Genomic DNA, 19,581 nt, shown 5'->3' on the forward strand with positions numbered 1-19,581 from the left:
TGCTCTTATAAGGAGGCTTATGATCAATGAAATGTAAGAATAATAGTCGTTCCTAGGCCTACCTCTGATTCAATTTCAAATTTATGCCCTAGCTTTTCACAAATTTCGCTAGCCAGGTATAAGCCCATTCCTGTAGATTCGCCGGTTTTACGCCCATTTTCTCCAGTGAAGAACGCCTTTGTTACTCGCGTTAAATCCGATTTAGGTATTCCAATTCCTTCGTCTCGAATCGTTAACTTTACCTCTGAATCGATTTTCGTTGCTGTCACAAAAATCCGTTTATTCTGCTCAAATGTGTACTTAACAGCATTCGTTATAAATTGTCCTAGTATAAAGGTTAACCATTTTGAATCGCTGGCAACGACTAAATCCTCGTCAATATGCATCTCAGGGAAAACACGATTTGTAATAAATAAACGCTTATTTTCGTTGATAGTTGCATTTACAATTTGCTTTAGATACACCTGCTCAATCTGCATATCATCCTCAAACTTTTCAAGTCGCGCATTCATCAAAACCATATCAAGACCTCTTTTTATGCGATCCACCTCTTCCTGTACACTTTTCTTATCAAGAGGCGCCTCCTCCTGCAATAATAATTCCAAAACTGAAACAGGCGTTTTCATTTGGTGGATCCATTGATTTAGAAATTTCTCTTGTCGGTTCTGCGAGGCGTAAAGTACCTGTACCTCATGCTGATAAACTCGGTACAGCTCGTGGAAATAGCTTTCAGTTTGAATATGCTCAGAGGACTTTGCATTTTTTTGTAAGGCATCCTCCATTGTATTTGGCAGCTGAGTGATTTTTTTAAGATAGCTTTGTCGTCTAATATAGCGAAATCCTAAAAACGAAACAATGAGAATTAAGCTTATAATCATTGTGTAAATTGCTGTATTTATATTTCGGAAGCCATCTAGCCAATATAGCGACATAATAAATAGCACAACAATCACTTCAAAAATTACGAAAGCGATATGCTCCTTTATAAATAACTTTAAGCCCATCACTGTTCCTCCGAGTTGAGCACAAAGCGATAGCCTGCTCCGCGAACGGTTTCAATAACAGAATGAACCCCGTAATCCGCCAGCTTTTTCCGTACTCTTGTCATGTTCACATTCAATGTATTTTCATCTACAAATGCTTGGTCGTCCCATAGCTCTTCTAATAATTTCTCACGAGAAACGACTTTTGGAGCTTGTCCCATAAGTAAATCTAAAATGATACATTCCTTCTTTTGCAGCGGAATCTCAATATCTTTTTTATGCAATTCCATACGTTCAAGATAGAGTGTTAGCTGCCCCAGGGCAATCGTTCTTTCCTCTTGTCTTGAGGAGTATTCTCCGTATGTTCTTCTAAGGTGACTACGAATTTTGGCTAAGACAATTTCATAGTTGAACGGCTTTGTTATAAAATCATCCCCACCATTTTCTAAGGCAAAAATTTGATCCATTTCGCCTGAGCGAGCTGATATAAAGATGATCGGGCATTTCGTATGCTGTCTTAACTGTCTGCACCAATAGTACCCATCATAAGAAGGTAAATTTATATCTAACAGTATGAGATGAGGTGCAAAGGCAATAATCTCCTCCACAATCCCCTCAAAGTTTTTAACTATTTCAACCTCATATTGATATTTTCTTAATGTATCTGCTAAAAGAGAGGCGATTTTTTGATCGTCCTCAACAATAAAAATCCGAGTAGTTTCCATTTTCATTCCCCCATTCTTCTTTTGGAATGCTGTTATATTTTTTTCAGATTGGCATCTGTTAATATTTGATACTGCAACATTTCACACTACTATAACAGTGTATCAAAAAAGAGGTACACCTTAAACAACAGACCCGAGAAATAAAAAAAATCAACTCGAGCTAAATATCCGAGTTGATTTTAAAGTTTATAAGAGCTTAAAACTGAGTAGTTTTTAATAAATTAATTTCAGGAAATCTTCTTTCGTAACAGCACCAAAATAATGTGTTGTATCAATCACTTCGATTGCTTGTCCAATACTTGTACGATCATATTTCACACCAATTAATAGTTTCTCAATATCACTAACATCCCCAACACCAAAGAAATCACCAAAGATTTTAATTTCCTCAATAATCCCTTTATTAACCTCTAGGCGAATATCGATGCCACCAGAAGGGAATCGATTTGTTTTTTGAATGTTGAAGCGTGGGGACTTCCCAAAGTTCCATTCCCATTTTTGATAACGGTCCTCTGAAATCTCGTGTATTTTTTTCCAGTCCTCATCCGTTAACTCGTAGTATTGAATCTTGTCTTCCCCACCAAAAATCGATTTTAAAATTTCCATCCGGAATTCTTCAATCGACATCGGTTCCTTCAGGTAGTCCGAAATATTCCCTACACGTGATCGAACAGATTTAATGCCCTTCGATTCTATCTTGTCCTTTTTCACTTTTAAAGAAGAAACAACTGCATCTACATCTGTTTTGAACATTAGTGTACCATGACTGAACATGCGTCCACGAGTAGAGTATTGTGCATTCCCAGAAACTTTTTTACCCTCTGCTAAAATATCATTACGCCCTGAAAGCTCTGCATTAACACCTAATTTCCCCAATGCATCTACAACAGGCTGCGTGAACTTCTTATAATTGTGGAAGCTGTTTCCGTCATCCTTTGTTAAAAAGCTGAAATTCAAATTATTCAGATCGTGGTATACAGCTCCCCCACCTGATAGGCGTCTTACAACAATGATCCCATTGTCTTCAACATAATCTGTATTAATTTCTTCGATTGTGTTTTGATTTTTTCCGATGATAATCGATGGCTGATTGATATAGAACAGTAAAAAATCGTCCTTTTCAATATCCATATTTCTAAGTATGAATTCTTCAATTGCTAAATTTATGCGTGGGTCAGTAATCCCCTTGTTATCAATAAAATACACTTTCTTCACTCCTCTATAGGCTCTATTTTACACGAAAATAGTAGAAAATCACGCTTTATGCAAGGAAGTGATTATATGGGATTTTCGCTTTGTGTGAAAACGCTTTTCTCTAGCTTTATAGGCATTGATACCGTTTTCTGAAATATTTATTTTTTATTGGAAAAAGGGTTGACGAACGCAAACTGTTATAATACAATGAAAATAATTAAATCAGTAATATAACAGATATCCAAAAGGAGGGGCGAACGCATGTTAGAAAACGTTGTTGAGTTTTTCAAGAATTTACCTGACAAAGTATGTGTACAATGTGGAGATAAGATTGAAGAACAAAGCGAATGCTACAGCAGCAATTGCGAAAAATGTAACGCTCTATAGTCGTCGTCAGTCGTTTTATTATTGATTTTTGGAACCTCAACTAAGAATAGTTGAACCTATAAGTAAACCGCTTACAAGCTAACCCCTCAAAGCTCGCTCAAGTTTTGAGGGGTTTTTCGTTGTCTGTATGTGAAATGCGACTACTACTTGATTGAAACGGGTTTTATCCCCTTATGAAACTCACTTTTGGGACGATTACTTCTCGTAATGAGTTTCATCCATTCTATGAAACTCACTTTGAACTCGATTGCATCCCGTTACGCGCTTCATCTCTACTATGAAACTCACTTTGTGCTCCTCCTATGAAACTCACTCCGAGCTCGATTACCTCCCGTAACGCGTTTTATCCTCCTTATGAAACTCATCTTCTGACGTTTCTTCGCTCTGCGTAATTTTTAAAACAACCGAATTTAAAAACAGGTGAAGAAAACGACTCGTTTTCCTCACCTGCTTACATAGGCACTACCCTACTTTTTATTAATGCTCGTGCTCACTGTCATTTTGCTCGTCATGCTCTCCGTGCTCGGAATGTTCTTCACCTTCTGAAGAATCTCCGTGACCTTCCATGTTCATGTCCATTGACTCATCGCTATTGTCCTCTTTGACTTGGCTCATGTCTGGGTTGCCAACGATGATTTGTTGTTTTGGCATGATGTGGAGCCCGCGTGCTGTTGTGTGGGCATACATGTAGTACACGCCATCATGATCGAAGGTTGTTTCGGCTTTATAGACACCATCTGCATCTAGCTTGCCCTCTATTTTTTGTGCTTCTTCTCGGTAGCCTGATTCCCAAACCTCGAATTCTACAGCTTCTGCGTCATTTACATCCTCTTTATTTTGAGAAACATGAGCTGCTAGTTCTACTGGTTCGTTAACAACTACCTCCTCTGGTGTTAGAATATGCACGATGACCTCCAATGCAGCTACATCTACTGGTTCTTCATTTGTATCTACTTCATGGTCATTGGAAGCACAACCCATTAATAATACTGGCACTGCTACAATACTTAGTAACCATTTTTTCATATATATTTCCTCCATCGCTTATGTAATGCTAATCTTTGGTTTTCCCCTCATTATCTTAGTCAAAATGGGAATGTTTGAACCATCTTAGTATACCGTACTCATGTAAAAATAATATCGATAAAATTGTGAACTAATTCTGCCTAACTATTTTCAACTACCTAGGCTCCCACTCGCAATACAAAAAGGAGCTACCCTATTATTCATAAGGAGCTCCTTCTCATCAAGCATATTGTAATTCAAACATTTCCTTTAATAACTCGTCAGCAATACTCTTTCCTTGGGTAACACAGTCTGGAACGCTTATTCCATCATAAGAGCTACCTACTAGCTTAACATTAGGGAAATCAGTATGTAACTGCTGCTTCATTACTTCCATACGTTCGTCATGGCCAACAGTGTATTGTGGCATTGATTCCTTCCAGCGTGAAACAACTGTAAATACAGGAGCTGTTTCTAAGCCAATTGCTTTTTCGAGATCCTGCAATACTGTTTTTTCAATATCGCTATCTGAAAGCTCCACAATGGCTTCATCTCCAACACGACCGATGTATACACGTAGCAAATCGTAGCCAGCTGGTGCAACATCATTCCATTTATGATTACACCATGTACACGTTGTTATAGCAAAGTCACTATTTCTTGAAACAAAAAAGTTCATGGCGTCCTTATACTTTTTGGCTTCTCCCTGTTTAAACGCCAGCGTAACCGTTGCAATTGTTGCATATTGCATTTTCGGCAACTCATCTAATAAGCCGGAATGATCGAGTACCTCTTTGGCTGCATTAAACGGCGTTGTCATAATAACTGCATCACATTTAATAGGTGCAATATTGTTCGTATAAATTTGAACAGACCCATCATTCAATCGATCAATGGATTCTACCTTTACACCCTTTAATATTGAATTTGGAGATAAATGTGATGCCAGGGTTTCAATAAGTGTTTCTAAACCATTTTGGAACGTTTGATATGTTTCAATATGATCATTTCTTAATGCTTCCCCTGATTTCTTTAAACCAAGGATTAAACTCCGATGTTGTTTCTCAAGTTGATAAAACTGAGGAAACATTGACTTAATGCTCAAATGGTCAATATCTCCCGCAAACGTCCCTGCAAGTAACGGTTCAACTAAGTTTTCTACAACCTCTTTACCAAAACGACGTCTGAAGAAGTCACCAATTGGCTCATCTTCATCTTCTTTTGTTTTCGGTAACAGTAAATCTCCTGCAGCACGAAGCTTACCACTTAAAGAAAATAAACCAGAAGTAATGAATGAAGAGACATCAAGAGCCCCACCAAATGCTAATAGATTTGGAATAGGGTGCAAATTACTACCTACCGCTACAAAGGTGCGCCCATCGTTATTCGGAACCAGCTGTTGTTCGATACCAAGATCCTGCGCTAGATCGCGGACACTATTTTTATAGTCTAAAAAGGATTCTGGACCTCTTTCCACGATAAATCCATCTTTGCGTAAAGTTTGGATTTTACCTCCTAAACGTAAGGATGCTTCGATTAAAACAACATCCACTGGCAGATTGTTCTGCTGTGCTATTCTTTGTAAATAGTATGCTGCTGTTAATCCAGTGACTCCACCACCTATTACAGCAACTTTTCGTCTCTCCTGAGTCACCCTCATCACACTTCCTACATTCATTTTACTTCGCTAATTTATTGTAAATAGCATCTACCATTGCATCTATGAATAGTGGATGAGTATTTGGCATAGGCGGACGACGATAGTTCGCTCCAAGCTCATCACATACCACTTTACATTCATAGTCATTATCATATAAAACTTCTAAATGCTCAGTAACAAACCCTACTGGTACATATACAAATGAACGGAAACCTTTTTGCTCATATAGCTCACGAGTTAAATCTTGAACATCAGGTCCTAACCATGGCTCTGGCGTTTGACCAGCCGATTGCCAGCCAACCACTACATTTTCAACACCTGTTGCCTCTTGAATTAAGCGTGCTGTTTCGATTAGCTGCTCTTCGTATGGATCGCCAGCTTCTTTAATTTTCTCTGGTAAAGAGTGGTTTGAAACGATAAGGCAAGCTTTCTCACGTTCTTCATTAGACATATCAGCAAATGCAGCATTTACTGCCTCTTTCCAATACTCGATGAATTTTGGCTCGTAATACCAAGACTCAACTGAAGTTAACGTCATATTGCTTCCTAGCTTTTCAATTGCCTCTTGTGCACGACCATTGTAAGATTTGATAGAGAAAGTTGAGAAGTGTGGTGCTAGAACGATTGAAACCGCTTCTTCGATACCGTCGTTTACCATTGCTTCAACTGCATCTTCAACGAAAGGATCGATATGCTTCAAACCGATATATAATTTATATTCCACTTCATCTTGCACTTCGTTTAAACGAGCTTCTAGCGCTTGAGCTTGTTTTTTTGTCATTTCAGCAAGTGGTGAGATTCCACCGATTGCTTTATATCGAGCCTTTAAGTCCTCTAAATGCTCTTCTGAAGGCTTACGCCCGTGACGAATATGTGTATAATATCTTTCAATATCCTCTTCTTTATATGGAGTTCCATATGCCATAACTAATAATCCACGTACTGGTTTCAATTTTTTCACCTCATAATATTATGATTTGTTACTCGAAATAATTAGTAACCCTGATTTCTTTATTTAAAACTATAATAATATAGTTTAATCGTACCATATTTAGCCTAAGTGATTTACGCGTTCACGACTATATTCATGAATGAATGCTGTAAGACGTTTTAACACATCCGGATTTACTTCCGGGAATACGCCATGACCTAGATTGAAGATGTGGCCAGGTACTTCAAGTCCTTGATCGATAATATCCTTAGTTCGTTGCTCAATAACAGACCAATCTGCAAGTAGCAATGATGGATCAAGGTTACCCTGTACAGGCTTCTTAATTCCTAACTCACGTGCTTTACGAATTGGCATACGCCAATCTAAGCCAACAACATCCAGTGGAAGGTCATTCCATTCGTTGATTAGGTGACTTGCCCCTACACCAAACTGAATTAACGGTACATTTTCTTTGCGTAGCTCACCAAAAATACGTGTCATTACCGGTTTAATGAACACTCGGTAATCCTCTACATTTAAAGCACCTACCCAAGAGTCGAAAATTTGAATCGCTTTAGCACCAGCTTCAATTTGCGCAGTGATATCTGCAATGATCATATCGCCAAGCTTGTCCATTAAAGCAAACCAAGCCTTAGGTTCTGATACCATAAATGATTTAGTCTTGTTATAGTTACGAGAAGGACCTCCTTCGATCATGTAACTAGCTAGAGTAAATGGAGCACCTGCAAAGCCTATTAAAGGAACATTTAGCTGTTCTTGTGTTAGCAATTTAATTGTTTCTAATACAAAAGGTGTATGCTCTTTGGCATTAAATTCTCCAAGCTTTTCAACATCCGCAACTGTACGAATAGGATTTGAAATTACAGGACCTACGCCAGCTTTAATTTTCACGTCGACACCGATTCCTGGTAATGGCGTTACAATATCTTTATAAAGAATGGCTGCGTCCACATCATAGTTTTCTACCGGTAGTCTTGTTACATAAGCACATAGCTCAGGCTGATGCGTAATTTCCTCTAGTGAATACTTTTCTTTAATAGCACGGTATTCTGGCTGAGAACGTCCAGCCTGACGCATATACCATACAGGAGTGTATTCCGTACGTTCACCCTTAGCCGCGCGCAGTAATGTATCATTAAATGCTTTCATTATTAATACCTTCCCCTCAAAAATTTAATCGATTACGCTTAAGTACAAATTGTGGCAAAATCTAAAAGGTGAAATTTCATAAATGTATGCCAATTTGATACGAAAGCGATACTTTATTCAACAAGATAGAAATTTTGATTTAAATAGCTATTTGACTGAACAAAGATTGTAAATGTGTCATTGATATCCGTTTTCAAATATATACTTTTAGCAAGATATTGTATAGTTTTATCGACCAAATGTCATAAATTTGTGCAATCCATTATGGTTTTTCTATCATAAGTTTTGACAAAGAAATCTTATTTTGTTCTTCTTTAATAAAAGACATAGTAGATTTTAGATTAGGTTTAGTTTGGTCACTTAAGGGCAATCGATTTATACTGACACTTTTTTTGTTGGCTAAAAGTTATTTAAAGTAAGAGGAGAATGATTCTATGTTTATTTACTTAACATCCGGAACTGCTGATTATATGGAAAAGCTACTAAAAAAATATGTACCTAAAGAGCAAATGATTGTGCTTCATGGCTCTGGGAATTCTGTCCTTCTTCATGAAACAGAGGGTAAAACACTATTTGCAACACCACGCAAATATGAGGTAATCGATAGTGTTAATGCCATCGAACAATCAGGCTATTTCGTTTTTAATAATATTCCTGTTGCAGATGAAGGGCGACCTGTTTTTGAAAAACGTTTTTTAAGTCGCTCGGGGACAATTGAAAAGGAACCTGGTTTCATAGCCTATCGATTATTACGTCCAATTGGCTCTGACACGTATGTTGTACTTACACAATGGACTGGACCTAGCTCGTTTGAAGCCTGGAAAAATTCAAGAAGCTTCAAAGAGGCACATAGTAAGCCTGACCATACAACACCAGGCGTACAGCAACAAAATATCTTCAATGCCGCAAGCTATGTAACGACCTACTCAGGAAAATTAGCCGAGGATTAGAAAAACACACCTCGATCTGCATTGGTCGAGGTGTGTCGCATCTATGACGGAACACTGATAAAACCTATAGTTTCCTATCCGCCAAATAAAAAAGAGCTGACATAGAAGGTTTGTTAAACACAACCTTTTGAGTCAGCTTTTCTTCTATTATACTTCTAAAGACAAGCCTTTTCCTAGATTCAAGGATTGCTGATAAACCCCTTTTGCTACAGCAAGGTCATAGTAAGAAGCACCAACTGATTTATAGAAGGTGATCTCCTCCTCATTCTCCCTACCCGAAACCTTACCGCTTACTAAATCTTGTAGCTCCCCATAAACTTGGTGGAAGGACCAAATCCCTTTTTCACTCGCATCCATTAACTCCCCTGCTTCCTCTGTCGCGCCGTGTAAATCATCCACTACGATTTTAGAGGCTGTTACAATCGTCGTACTATCAATTTCATGCATATGCGGCAAATAAGAGCCAACCCCATTTACATGTGTCCCAGGCTTTATAAAAGTACCGTCAAAAACTGGTTCAGTTGATTTAGTCGCACAGCAAATAATATCTGCTCGGCTAACTGCACTATTTACGTCCTCTGCAATATAAATAGTAGCATCCACACCGTTTTCCTTTAACCTTTGACTGAAGGCAGCAGCACGCTCTTTCGTTCGATTATATAATACAACCTCTTTAATATTACGAACTGCTAGCACTCCTAAAACTTGCTCAAAGGCCATAGCTCCTGTGCCAATGACAGTTAGAATTTCAGCTGATTCCTTAGAAAGATAATCCGTTGCAATAGCTGTCATTGCTCCTGTTCGAAGACGAGTTAAGTAAGAGGCATTCATCATCGAAAGGTGTTCACCATTTTCGGTACTCGTCAAAAGGATAATCCCTTGCGTTGTTGGCAATCCTTTTTCAGGGTTACTCGGAAAAATAGTTACAACCTTTACCGCCGCTACTTTATTGTCTAAATCTGCACTCGGCATATAAATAGAAGTACTATTGATATCTGAGAATTCTAGTACCGTCCGATGAGGTGCCTGTACTTTACCTTGCTCTTTCGCAGTTAGTGTTTTCTTTATATCTTGAATTGCATCATCTATTGTATAAAAACTACTAATCTCTTTTTCATTTAATATAATCATTTGTAACACTCCGATGCTTAAATTATAGTCTTCTACTGGTGTACTACTTGTTCTTTGCTAGCTACACTATCTTCCTGGCTATCTAGTTTTCCTGTAGTGAATTCATCGAGCTCTTTGTTGCTCTTCTCTTTTACAGCCGAAACCGCAATTAAGGAAATCACCGCTGTTAACATAATATAAATTGCTACAGGAATATAAGAATTATCAAACTGAACTAACAATGCCGTTGCAACCAGTGGCGCTGTCCCACCCGCAACAGCTGCACCAATTTGATAGCCAAGGGAAACCCCTGTGTAACGTACCTTCGCATCGAAAATTTCGGAGAACATCGTCCCTAGTACAGCTGTTATAGGAGCCCAAACTATCCCTAACCCAATAATCGTAGCAATTAAAAGTGTGGTAAATGTACGTTGCTCCAGTAACCAGAAATATGGGAAGGCATAAGCCATCATCGCAACCGTTCCATATATATAAACCTTTTTACGTCCTACCCTATCTGATAGACTTCCCATTACTGGCATCAAGATTGTCGTAACAATGGTACCAATCATTACAGCTACAAGAACTTGAGTACTTGAAAAGCCTAGATTATTTGTTCCATATGACACGATAAATGTAGCAAAAATATAGAACGGCGCAGTTTCTACAACCTTTCCACCGATGGCAATTAAAACTTCCTTCCAGTGGTATTTGAAAATGTCGACAATCGGTAATTTAGGTATTTCTCCAGCCTCTTGAACCTTTTTAAATGACGGTGTCTCATCAAGTCCTTTACGAATCCATAAGCCAAAAATAACCAGCAAACTACTTGCAATAAAAGGAATTCGCCATCCCCACGAAATGAAAGCTTCTTGAGAAACAACTGAAGTAATGAACGTTAGTGCACCAGATCCCAAAAACATCCCGATTGTTACACCCATTTGTGGGAAAGCTCCAAATAAGCCACGCTTTTCTTTTGGAGCATATTCCACTGCCAATAAGAGCGCCCCACCCCATTCACCACCGATACCGATTCCTTGAATTAAACGTAACGAGATTAACAAAATAGGAGCCGCTACACCTATTGCCTGGTAGGTTGGAAGTAAGCCCATCAGAACAGTGGCAACACCCATGATTGTTAATGTCATAACTAAGGTTTTCTTCCGTCCTATACGGTCTCCAATATGACTAAAGATGATTCCACCTAAAGGGCGAATGAAGAAGGCTAAAGCTAAAGAGGCATAAGCTAACAATAAGCCTACAGTTGGATCTTCCGTAACAAAGAAAACCTGATTGAATACTAATGCAGCTACTGTTCCATAGAGAAAATAATCAAACCATTCGATTGAACTACCTACTAAACTAGCAAGCCAAACTTTCCTCATTTGTTTTTTACTCATAAATTTTCCTCCTTCTCATTATTAAAGCCCCACTTAAATTTATAAGTAAAAAAATAAACGCCCAGATGCTAATTTAAGTGACACTTAAATTTTATAAATAAATTATTACACACTTTAGAATTTTCAGTCAATACGTTTATTTCTTTGAGCATCTTCTTTTTCTAGAGTATAATTTTGGTAGCTTAGTATGAGGACGTGTTGCACATGACAATCGGTGAAATCCTGCGAAGAACAAGAAAAACAAAGAAGCTGACACTAAAAACTCTCTCTGAGAAGACAGGTGTTTCCATCAGTTTTTTATCTCAGGTGGAACGAGATAAATGTAATGTCACACTTGAATCCCTAAGGAAAATTAGTGATGCCCTACAGGTTAATCCAAGTATATTTTTTTCTGAGACTAATAATGAAAGCCCTGGAGAAAAAATTTTTCCGTTCTATTATGAAGATCTTTCGAACAAGGTAACCCAGGCTTCCTTTCACCCGATTCTTGTTACTCTTAAGCCTAAAGAAAATGTTGGAAATGAATTTTCCCATTATGGCCATGAATTCATCTATATCTTAAAAGGGACACTTACATTTTCAATTGAAGGAAAAATCTCAGAGCTTAATGTAAACGATTCCATCATGTTGGATTCTACTCGCAATCATTATTGGTGGAATAATAGTGAGGAAGAAGTTCAATTTCTGCTAGTTTCTACTATATAAAAGAAAAGGAGAACTAAAAGCTCATCCATCAGCTTTAGTTCTCCTTTTTATTAGTATTCAATTGAGGGATCCTTTGTCATCTGGAAGGTGAATTCACCTATGACAATAATGATAATGCCTGTTACAAAAAACATTGGTTGTCCAATGTCACACAGCATAACAATTATTGCTTGGATGACCACAAACAGACGCAATACTTTTCTTACAGCATTTTTTCTTTGGGCTGGTTCCACAGGGTAAAGTCGATCCATACGGAAATCCCCTGATGACAAAAGCGCATACTTTAACTGAATTGTAGTAGCAAATGCCAATGCAGCAGCTACAACCCATGTTACCACCGGCATATTAACAAATAGTGCAATCAAACCAGAGATGACCGTTAAACGAACCCATAAATAGAAATGATCATCCGTTCGAATGAATGTACGATACACTAAGTAGCTTTGTGCGCTTTTTTGACTGTATGGCACAATCGAATAGATAAAATTCAACCAGCCTCTTCTGCGGATTGAACCATGTAGATGTGGTACATCCGTAAAATAGTTAGCAAATCGATAAAAGGCCATCATTCGATTTTGCTCTACCTTTACAAAATGCTCATAAGGTATCGGTTGAACCTTTACTCTTTTAGCTAATGTACGATTATACACAAATAATAAAATGATGAAAATAACTACATAGGAATAGCCTTCTGTAAGAGCTGATTGTACCGTTAAAATGGAAAGCAGCCCTCTTGTTATCCTGTCGATTATTAAACTAGCTCCGCGATTTGCATAACGATAATTGAATTCAATATGCACATTTAAATATTTCAAAATAATGATAATTGCCAGGCTTAACCAAATTTGTTGTGGAGTTAGCTCGGTTACAGCCTTCAATAACGGAATTCCTACTATATAAATAATAGCGACTAGTCCAATCTGAGACCAAAACGTCCATCTAAGTGCACTTCTAAAGTAGGCAGGCATTTTGGACTCTAATGGTAGTAAATACACCTGGTCGGGATCTCTAAGCAAAGTAACTGGACGACTAAGAGCTAATAAAAAGCCCACGATAATTGCTACAAGCCACTCTGCTGGAAATGTATTAGCTACTACCTTTAACCACTCGCTATATTGATAGCCAACTGCACCTATTACAAAGACAAGCACTAAGGCGATATGTCCTGTAAAAACAAAGCGCATATATTTTTGTACCTCTAGCATATAGTGATTAAATCGTTTAGACCATACCTCCTGCAAACTATTCATTGTCTTGCTCCTTTGTCATGGCGATATATAGGTCGTCTAAAGTAGCATTAGGCATTTGGAAGGCGCGTCTTAGATCATTCATCGTCCCTTGAGCTCGTACTTGTCCCTCATGTAATAAAATAATGCGATCACAATGCTTTTCTGCTGTCGATAAAATATGAGTAGACATGAGGATTGAAGCACCATCCCTTTTCTTCTCATCCATCTGGTCTAGCAACGATTGAATTCCTAGTGGATCTAGTCCCACAAAGGGCTCATCAATGATATAAAGCTGTGGATTTACTAAAAATGCACACATAATCATAACCTTTTGACGCATTCCCTTTGAGAAATGAGAAGGAAACCAATTTAAGCGTTTTTCCATTCGGAATTCCTTAAGTAGGCTTTGTGAGCGTGAAGCTAATGTATGTTCATCAATACCATAGGCCATTGCTGTTAACTCTAAATGCTCTTTTAATGTAAGCTCATCATATAAAACAGGTGTTTCCGGAATATAAGAAAACGAAGACCGATATTTATCAAGATCTTCATTTAAAGTGACACCATTTAAACGAATTTCCCCTTTTTGAGGCATCAGCGTCCCGATTATATGCTTAATCGTCGTACTTTTCCCCGCACCGTTTAAACCGATTAAACCGACCAGTTCCCCTTCACCGATTGTAAAAGATAATTCTTTAATTACTGGCTTTCTTGTATAGCCACCTGTAACGTCTGTTAGTTGTAACACTGTCATAATTTTTTGTCACTCCTATTCTTTTTCCAGTTTACCAAAAAATGCGAATAGAATCAGTTCTGATATGTTAAAATGTGTATAAAATGTTTTTAACGAGTTCTCGAAAGGATGATACTAATGAGCGATTGCATTTTCTGTAAAATTATTGATGGATCAATTCCAAGTACTAAGGTGTATGAGGATGAAAATGTTTATGCATTCATGGATGTTTTTCCTCTTACAAAGGGTCACACATTACTAATTCCAAAGCAGCATGTCCAAGACTTATTTGAGATGCCAGAGGACGTTGCAAAAAACCTTTACGCTGCTGCACCTAAAATCGCAAATGCCATAAAAGCAGCCTTCCAGCCACAAGGGCTAAATACGGTTAATAATAATGGGTCATTTGCAGGGCAAACAGTATTTCACTATCACTTACACTTTATCCCACGATACGACGAGACAGACGGCCTAAAGTTAAAGTGGGAAACAAAGCAAGATGAATTTACTTCTGACGTACTTCAAACTGTTGCAGCACAAATTAAAGAGAATTTAGATAACTAATTAATAGAATGAAGCTTATATAGTATTCTATTACATGAGGTTGCAAAATATTTATATTACCTTTAAAATCAATGTAAGTTTCGCTAACGGCAATGAGTGCACGTTAGGAATCTAAGAGAAAAGAATTGTAGAGGAGAGTTTAGAAATGAAAACGAAAAACCTAGTTTTAATGGCACTTTTAGTTGGTGTAGGTGCAGTACTGTATCTGGTTATTCCAGGCTATGGAGAAGGCATGAAGCCCGATTTTATGCTAACAATGATGTTTATAGGAATCTTGTTATTCCCTACCTTTAAAGAAACATTTTTATTAGCAGTCACAACGGGAGTACTTTCAGGGCTATTTTCAACATTCCCTGGTGGATTCTTCCCAAATATCATTGATAAATTGATTACAGGGTTTGTTTTCTTAGCAATTGTTATGGTACTTGGACACTTAATTCAAAAGGTGGCAACAGGGGCTGTTTTAGTTGCTATATGTACCGTTATTTCAGGAAGTGTATTCCTGTCTATGGCATTATTATTGGTAGGCTTACCTGGAGGTGCTGCATTTAGTGCACTATTTATAGCAGTTGTACTACCTGGAGCTGTGTTAAATACAATCGCCTTTGTTATCATCTATCCAATCATTACAAACCTATTAAAACGAGCAAATTTCAATACATCTATTTCCCATGCTTAATTATCAGTGCAGACAAGGTTCATATAACTTTGTCTGCACTTTTTTATTTCCCCACAATACTTCTCTCCTTACAATCTTTTTAAAAAGTCGAATTCATGGTTTAATATGGGTAAGAATAGGAAAATTTATATAAAAGGTATACATACTTTTAAGGAGTGATTTAAATGCGCGCAAAACCATTTTTAATCGGACTATCTGCTGGAGTAGTTGGAGGACTTACAACAATCATTTTCACATCACCCCAATCTGGTAAACAAATAAGATCGAGCATCGTACAAAATACTAAAATTGCGAAAACAAATCTTGAGGAAATTAAACACCATTCAAGCAGTGTGAAAGACTCGATTCTTACATTAAAAAACGAAGTGAAAAATAATATCCCAGAAATAATGAATCAACTTAAAGAGTCTATTTCCAAATTCAACCAGGATATCGAGCCAGATACAGCCAAGCTTAAAGAAGAAATAGATGGTTTACAGAAATCTATTATAGAAATCGAGAATAATTTATCAGATTTAAATAATAAACAGAAGAAAGATGATAAAACAGAGTAATCCTTTATCCCTAAATACTGGTTATTATGTGAGTATTTTTCCGTTTTAATTTACTAATTTATAACATTTTTTCGCCATAATTCAATTATTTAATTTTTCTAACTTTAAACTTTTTTCTTTTACTGCTATAATATTTTCATAATGTAAATGAAAGAAGGTGTTTGCTTTGTCAGAAGATTCATACACTATGAAAGAAGCAATGCTTTATAGCCAACGAATTGCACAATTGTCAAAAGCATTATGGAAGGCAGTAGAAAAAGATTGGCAGCAATGGATTAAGCCTTACGATTTAAATATTAATGAGCACCATATTTTATGGATAGCATTCCACTTAAAAGGAGCATCAATTTCAGATGTTGCTAGATTTGGAGTTATGCACGTTTCCACTGCTTTCAACTTCTCAAAGAAGCTTGAAGAACGAGGCTTATTAGAGTTTTCTAAACGTGATGACGACAAACGTAATACGTATGTTGAGCTTACAGGAAAAGGCTCAGACTTAATCTTGGAAATGTACGAACATTATTACGATACACATCATTCAATCCTTGAAGGATCTCTAGCATTAAAAGAATTATATGGTAGATTCCCAGAGTTCTTAGATGTCATGGCTGTAATTCGTAATATCTATGGCGAAGATTTTATCGAAATATTTGAACGCTCATTTAAAAACTTTAAAGACTCACTTGTTGAAGACGAAGATCAACAACTTATTTTGAAAAGATAAAATTCACACAATTTACGCTTCCTTGTATGAATACAAAATTGAATGTCAAGGATTACTATGAGTGTAGCGATACACTCTTTTTCTTTTCATTTTTTTCCTAAATGGAGTAGCAATTCCCTTTTTTTTCATTTACAATATCTTCACTCACAAAATGTAGTAAAAATACAATGATTCGTTCAAAATAAAAATATTCTATTTTATAAACATTAATTTTTTACTAAAATCGAAAAAAGGGGTCGTCCTACTTGCATTGTTGGAAAACAGTTAACATAAAAAGAGAATATGGCTCTACATGGCTAACAATTATGGCTATTTCGTTATTTGTAATTGTTTTTTCTTTATCATTTATACTATTCGGCCGAGTACATCCTACATTTTATCGAGATGATTACTTCTGGCTATTTATGCTTTGCTTTGTATTTCTTTATCCAATACACAAGCTTATGCATTATTTTTCTTTATTCGAATATCGAAAATCCGTAAAATTACGTTTTAAAATCGATTATAAATTTATTCCTATTATTAGAATGCGCATTAAATCGATTATTCCTAAGAACCGATATATCATTACCCTATTAACACCATTCATCATTATAAACGGGCTGCTTATATTTGCTGCAGTTTCCTATGAGGAATACGCGCATTTTACTTCCATACTATTGGGATATCATTGCAGTATTTGCTTTATCGACTTTTTATATATTAAGGATTTAATCGGTGCACCTAAGGATTCTGTTATAGAAGAAACACCTAAAGGCTGCGAAATTTTAGTTCCTTCACTTATTTAACTGCAAGTTTAGGTTTTACATTACATTTACTTGTGTTACATTGGCATTTTTTGTTATCCTTAAAGGAAGTGAAAGAGGGGAGGAATAGATTTGCTACTTATGATTGTAGTGCTATTCTCAGTATTTTATTTATTCCAAATAAATCGAATGACATATGCACTTGTCACACAAAAAGAAATACCCGAGGAAAAACACGAAAAAATATTCCGGACTATAAATATATTAATCACAATTTTATTAGTGTCATTCTACGTAGAGGTTTATGTAGCGTTATAAAAAAGAGGCTAGCTATATGTTCCCTTTTGGGTACGGGAACTTAATAAGGTATTGGAAAAGAACAATAATGGTTTTAGAAAAATTATAATGTGCAAAGAAAGTTTTTTACTTTTTTATCCACAAAAAGAGCTAAAGGCATTTATTGCCTCTAGCTCCCCATTTTGTTTGGTTATATTGTTTTGTAATTAGTAGATGAAAGCTGCACCTACAATAATTAATAGGATGAACAATACAACTAAAAGCGCGAAACCACTTCCATATCCGCCACCGTAGCTATTTCCCATTACGACACCCCCTTTCAAAAATATACTATGCTTGCGTGCAAACTGTGCTTAGGCAAACGAACATGCAACCCATTTTGTTTTTGAAACGTTTATGATATAGTTACTATTGATTTCAATCGAAGTTAGGAGAGTAAACACACATGAAAAAACCATTTTTAGCACTAACACTAGCTACTTCTGTTTTTGCTTTAGCAGCTTGTAGTAACTCTGGCGATGATGTAGTAGTATCCACAACTTATGGTGATATTACGAAAGATCAATTCTATGAAGAAATCAAAACACTTGCAGGTAAAGCATTACTTGAGCAAGTTGTAGTTGAACAGGTTTTAGAAAACAACTACAAAGTGTCTGATGAAGAAATTACAGAACAATTTAACTCTGTAAAAGAACAATACGGAGAATCTTTTGAAGCTATCTTAGCTCAAAATGGTTTAACTGAAGAAACATTTAAAGAAAATGTACGCTTCCAGCTTTTACAAGAAAAAGCTACAAAAGATGTTGAAGTAACAGACGAAGAAATCGAAAACTATTATAACCAAGCTAAATACGAACTAAATGCACGTCACATCCTAGTTGCTGACGAAGAAACTGCATATACAGTTGTTGAAAAATTAAAAGCTGGTGGCGATTTCGCTGCTTTAGCAAAAGAATACTCTTCAGATAGCTCTGCTTCAAACGGCGGAGAACTTGGATGGTTTACAGTAGGTACAATGGTTCCAGAATTCAATGATGCTGCTTACGCTCTTGAGTTAAACCAAGTGAGTGAACCAGTTCAATCTGAATTTGGTTACCACATTATCGAAGTAACGGACAAGCGTGAAGTTGAGAACTACGGTACTTTAGAAGAGAAAAAAGAAGAAATTAAAGAATCAATTGCTGCAACAAAAGGTGACTTAACAGCTAAGATTACTGATTTATTAAAAGATGCAAAAGTTGATATTAAAGACGAAGATTTAAAAGCTGCTTTAGATACTTATTTAACAACAGACGCTGATGCTGATGCTGAAGCAAATTCAGAAACTGAAGAACCAGCTGAAAAATAATAATACAAAACGCGTAAACCCTCAAAAGTTTACGCGTTTTTTTGGTTTTAAATTTATAGATTGCACATGAAAGCACAGATACTAATCGAGTCATAGTCTACCGAAACTAGCTAGATTTTTTTAACGAACTCAGACTTTAGCTTCATGGCACCAAACCCATCAATTTTGCAATCGATATTATGGTCTCCTTCTACAAGTCGGATATTTTTCACCTTCGTGCCAATTTTCAAGGTAGACGAACTTCCCTTTACCTTTAAATCTTTAATAACTGTTACTGTATCCCCATCAGCTAAAATATTGCCATTTGCATCCTTTGCAACAAGCACATCATCTTCAGCTTGTTCTTCTCCTGCTGTCCACTCATGGGCACACTCAGGACACACAAATAACTCTCCATCTTGGTATGTATATTCTGAATTACATTTTGGGCAATTCGGTAAACTCAATTCAATTCTCCTCCAATCTTCTTAGATCAAGTCTTAAGTAT

General features: G+C 36.7%; 23 protein-coding genes. 10 read left to right on the forward strand and 13 right to left on the reverse strand.

The genetic code is table 11. The annotated features are described in order from the left end of the window. Positions 1 to 23 precede the first annotated feature (23 nt). The 3 genes from BJ095_RS10915 to BJ095_RS10925 all read right to left on the reverse strand — a co-directional run bounded on the left by BJ095_RS10915 (position 24) and on the right by BJ095_RS10925 (position 2,914). The gene (locus tag BJ095_RS10915; protein WP_107933715.1) at positions 24 to 1,004 is read right to left on the reverse strand and encodes a sensor histidine kinase; all 981 of its coding nucleotides are present in this window, start codon (positions 1,002 to 1,004) and stop codon (positions 24 to 26) included. Beyond that, positions 1,004 to 1,708: a response regulator transcription factor gene (locus BJ095_RS10920; RefSeq protein ID WP_107933717.1), complete on the reverse strand. Its 705-nt coding sequence runs from the start codon at positions 1,706 to 1,708 to the stop codon at positions 1,004 to 1,006. The genes BJ095_RS10915 and BJ095_RS10920 overlap by 1 nt, the downstream gene beginning before the upstream one ends. A 213-nt stretch (positions 1,709 to 1,921) precedes the next feature. Further along, positions 1,922 to 2,914: a lipoate--protein ligase gene (locus BJ095_RS10925; protein WP_107933719.1), complete on the reverse strand. Its 993-nt coding sequence runs from the start codon at positions 2,912 to 2,914 to the stop codon at positions 1,922 to 1,924. A 249-nt stretch (positions 2,915 to 3,163) separates the two neighbouring features. Between BJ095_RS10925 and yhfH the strand changes: the two genes are divergently transcribed. Further along, entirely contained in the window at positions 3,164 to 3,289 is a 126-nt protein-coding gene (gene yhfH, locus BJ095_RS10930; protein ID WP_107933720.1) for a protein YhfH, read from the forward strand. 477 nt (positions 3,290 to 3,766) lie between these two features. On the opposite strand, the gene BJ095_RS10935 is transcribed toward yhfH, so the two are convergent. From BJ095_RS10935 to hemE, 4 genes are all read right to left on the reverse strand, one after another. Further along, a complete protein-coding gene (locus tag BJ095_RS10935; RefSeq protein ID WP_107933722.1) occupies positions 3,767 to 4,315 on the reverse strand; it encodes a FixH family protein in 549 nt (182 codons plus the stop codon). A gap of 220 nt (positions 4,316 to 4,535) precedes the next feature. Next, the gene (gene hemY, locus BJ095_RS10940) at positions 4,536 to 5,972 is read right to left on the reverse strand and encodes a protoporphyrinogen oxidase (RefSeq protein ID WP_235867642.1); all 1,437 of its coding nucleotides are present in this window, start codon (positions 5,970 to 5,972) and stop codon (positions 4,536 to 4,538) included. A gap of 1 nt (position 5,973) precedes the next feature. Then, a complete protein-coding gene (gene hemH / locus BJ095_RS10945) occupies positions 5,974 to 6,906 on the reverse strand; it encodes a ferrochelatase (protein WP_107933724.1) in 933 nt (310 codons plus the stop codon). A 99-nt stretch (positions 6,907 to 7,005) separates the two neighbouring features. After that, positions 7,006 to 8,055: a uroporphyrinogen decarboxylase gene (hemE, locus tag BJ095_RS10950; RefSeq protein WP_107933726.1), complete on the reverse strand. Its 1,050-nt coding sequence runs from the start codon at positions 8,053 to 8,055 to the stop codon at positions 7,006 to 7,008. A gap of 434 nt (positions 8,056 to 8,489) precedes the next feature. Here hemE and BJ095_RS10955 point away from each other — a divergent pair, with 434 nt between their 5' ends. Further along, positions 8,490 to 9,005: an antibiotic biosynthesis monooxygenase family protein gene (locus tag BJ095_RS10955; RefSeq protein ID WP_107933728.1), complete on the forward strand. Its 516-nt coding sequence runs from the start codon at positions 8,490 to 8,492 to the stop codon at positions 9,003 to 9,005. 147 nt (positions 9,006 to 9,152) lie between these two features. Here BJ095_RS10955 and BJ095_RS10960 read toward each other — a convergent pair whose 3' ends face one another. Beyond that, positions 9,153 to 10,136 (reverse strand): ornithine cyclodeaminase family protein, encoded by a 984-nt coding sequence (locus BJ095_RS10960; protein ID WP_107933730.1) that lies wholly within the window; start codon positions 10,134 to 10,136, stop codon positions 9,153 to 9,155. A gap of 32 nt (positions 10,137 to 10,168) precedes the next feature. Further along, a complete protein-coding gene (locus tag BJ095_RS10965; protein ID WP_107933731.1) occupies positions 10,169 to 11,515 on the reverse strand; it encodes an MFS transporter in 1,347 nt (448 codons plus the stop codon). Between the two features lie 204 nt (positions 11,516 to 11,719). Between BJ095_RS10965 and BJ095_RS10970 the strand changes: the two genes are divergently transcribed. Continuing rightward, positions 11,720 to 12,220 (forward strand): helix-turn-helix domain-containing protein, encoded by a 501-nt coding sequence (locus BJ095_RS10970; protein ID WP_107933733.1) that lies wholly within the window; start codon positions 11,720 to 11,722, stop codon positions 12,218 to 12,220. Positions 12,221 to 12,270: 50 nt separating this feature from the next. On the opposite strand, the gene BJ095_RS10975 is transcribed toward BJ095_RS10970, so the two are convergent. Both BJ095_RS10975 and BJ095_RS10980 read right to left on the reverse strand, forming a co-directional pair. Then, positions 12,271 to 13,470: an ABC transporter permease gene (locus BJ095_RS10975; protein ID WP_107933735.1), complete on the reverse strand. Its 1,200-nt coding sequence runs from the start codon at positions 13,468 to 13,470 to the stop codon at positions 12,271 to 12,273. Next, positions 13,463 to 14,203 carry an ABC transporter ATP-binding protein gene (locus BJ095_RS10980; RefSeq protein ID WP_107933737.1) on the reverse strand — a complete coding sequence of 247 codons (741 nt, stop codon included), beginning with the start codon at positions 14,201 to 14,203 and terminating at the stop codon, positions 13,463 to 13,465. The genes BJ095_RS10975 and BJ095_RS10980 overlap by 8 nt, the downstream gene beginning before the upstream one ends. Before the next feature lie 117 nt (positions 14,204 to 14,320). Here BJ095_RS10980 and BJ095_RS10985 point away from each other — a divergent pair, with 117 nt between their 5' ends. The 6 genes from BJ095_RS10985 to BJ095_RS11010 all read left to right on the forward strand — a co-directional run bounded on the left by BJ095_RS10985 (position 14,321) and on the right by BJ095_RS11010 (position 17,767). Beyond that, complete coding sequence (locus BJ095_RS10985; RefSeq protein WP_107933739.1) at positions 14,321 to 14,746, forward strand: HIT family protein; 426 nt, start codon at positions 14,321 to 14,323, stop codon at positions 14,744 to 14,746. 145 nt (positions 14,747 to 14,891) lie between these two features. Beyond that, complete coding sequence (locus tag BJ095_RS10990) at positions 14,892 to 15,425, forward strand: tryptophan transporter (RefSeq protein ID WP_107933740.1); 534 nt, start codon at positions 14,892 to 14,894, stop codon at positions 15,423 to 15,425. A 164-nt stretch (positions 15,426 to 15,589) separates the two neighbouring features. Then, positions 15,590 to 15,979: a YtxH domain-containing protein gene (locus tag BJ095_RS10995; RefSeq protein ID WP_107933742.1), complete on the forward strand. Its 390-nt coding sequence runs from the start codon at positions 15,590 to 15,592 to the stop codon at positions 15,977 to 15,979. 166 nt (positions 15,980 to 16,145) lie between these two features. After that, on the forward strand, positions 16,146 to 16,703 hold the full coding sequence (locus tag BJ095_RS11000) for an HTH-type transcriptional regulator Hpr (protein WP_107933744.1): 558 nt from the start codon (positions 16,146 to 16,148) through the stop codon (positions 16,701 to 16,703). A 245-nt stretch (positions 16,704 to 16,948) separates the two neighbouring features. After that, entirely contained in the window at positions 16,949 to 17,491 is a 543-nt protein-coding gene (locus BJ095_RS11005; protein ID WP_107933746.1) for a DUF3267 domain-containing protein, read from the forward strand. A 90-nt stretch (positions 17,492 to 17,581) separates the two neighbouring features. Then, positions 17,582 to 17,767: a hypothetical protein gene (locus tag BJ095_RS11010; protein WP_107933748.1), complete on the forward strand. Its 186-nt coding sequence runs from the start codon at positions 17,582 to 17,584 to the stop codon at positions 17,765 to 17,767. Positions 17,768 to 17,952: 185 nt separating this feature from the next. Here BJ095_RS11010 and BJ095_RS11015 read toward each other — a convergent pair whose 3' ends face one another. After that, positions 17,953 to 18,051, reverse strand: a complete 99-nt coding sequence (locus BJ095_RS11015; RefSeq protein ID WP_107933750.1) for a YjcZ family sporulation protein — start codon at positions 18,049 to 18,051, stop codon at positions 17,953 to 17,955. A 140-nt stretch (positions 18,052 to 18,191) separates the two neighbouring features. Between BJ095_RS11015 and BJ095_RS11020 the strand changes: the two genes are divergently transcribed. Beyond that, complete coding sequence (locus BJ095_RS11020) at positions 18,192 to 19,094, forward strand: peptidylprolyl isomerase (RefSeq protein WP_107933751.1); 903 nt, start codon at positions 18,192 to 18,194, stop codon at positions 19,092 to 19,094. 110 nt (positions 19,095 to 19,204) lie between these two features. Here BJ095_RS11020 and BJ095_RS11025 read toward each other — a convergent pair whose 3' ends face one another. Continuing rightward, positions 19,205 to 19,540 (reverse strand): zinc ribbon domain-containing protein YjdM, encoded by a 336-nt coding sequence (locus BJ095_RS11025; protein ID WP_107933753.1) that lies wholly within the window; start codon positions 19,538 to 19,540, stop codon positions 19,205 to 19,207. Between the last annotated feature and the right edge of the window lie 41 nt (positions 19,541 to 19,581).

Origin of the sequence: Ureibacillus chungkukjangi (assembly GCF_003217295.1) — a bacterium.
Lineage (GTDB): Bacteria > Bacillota > Bacilli > Bacillales_A > Planococcaceae > Ureibacillus > Ureibacillus chungkukjangi.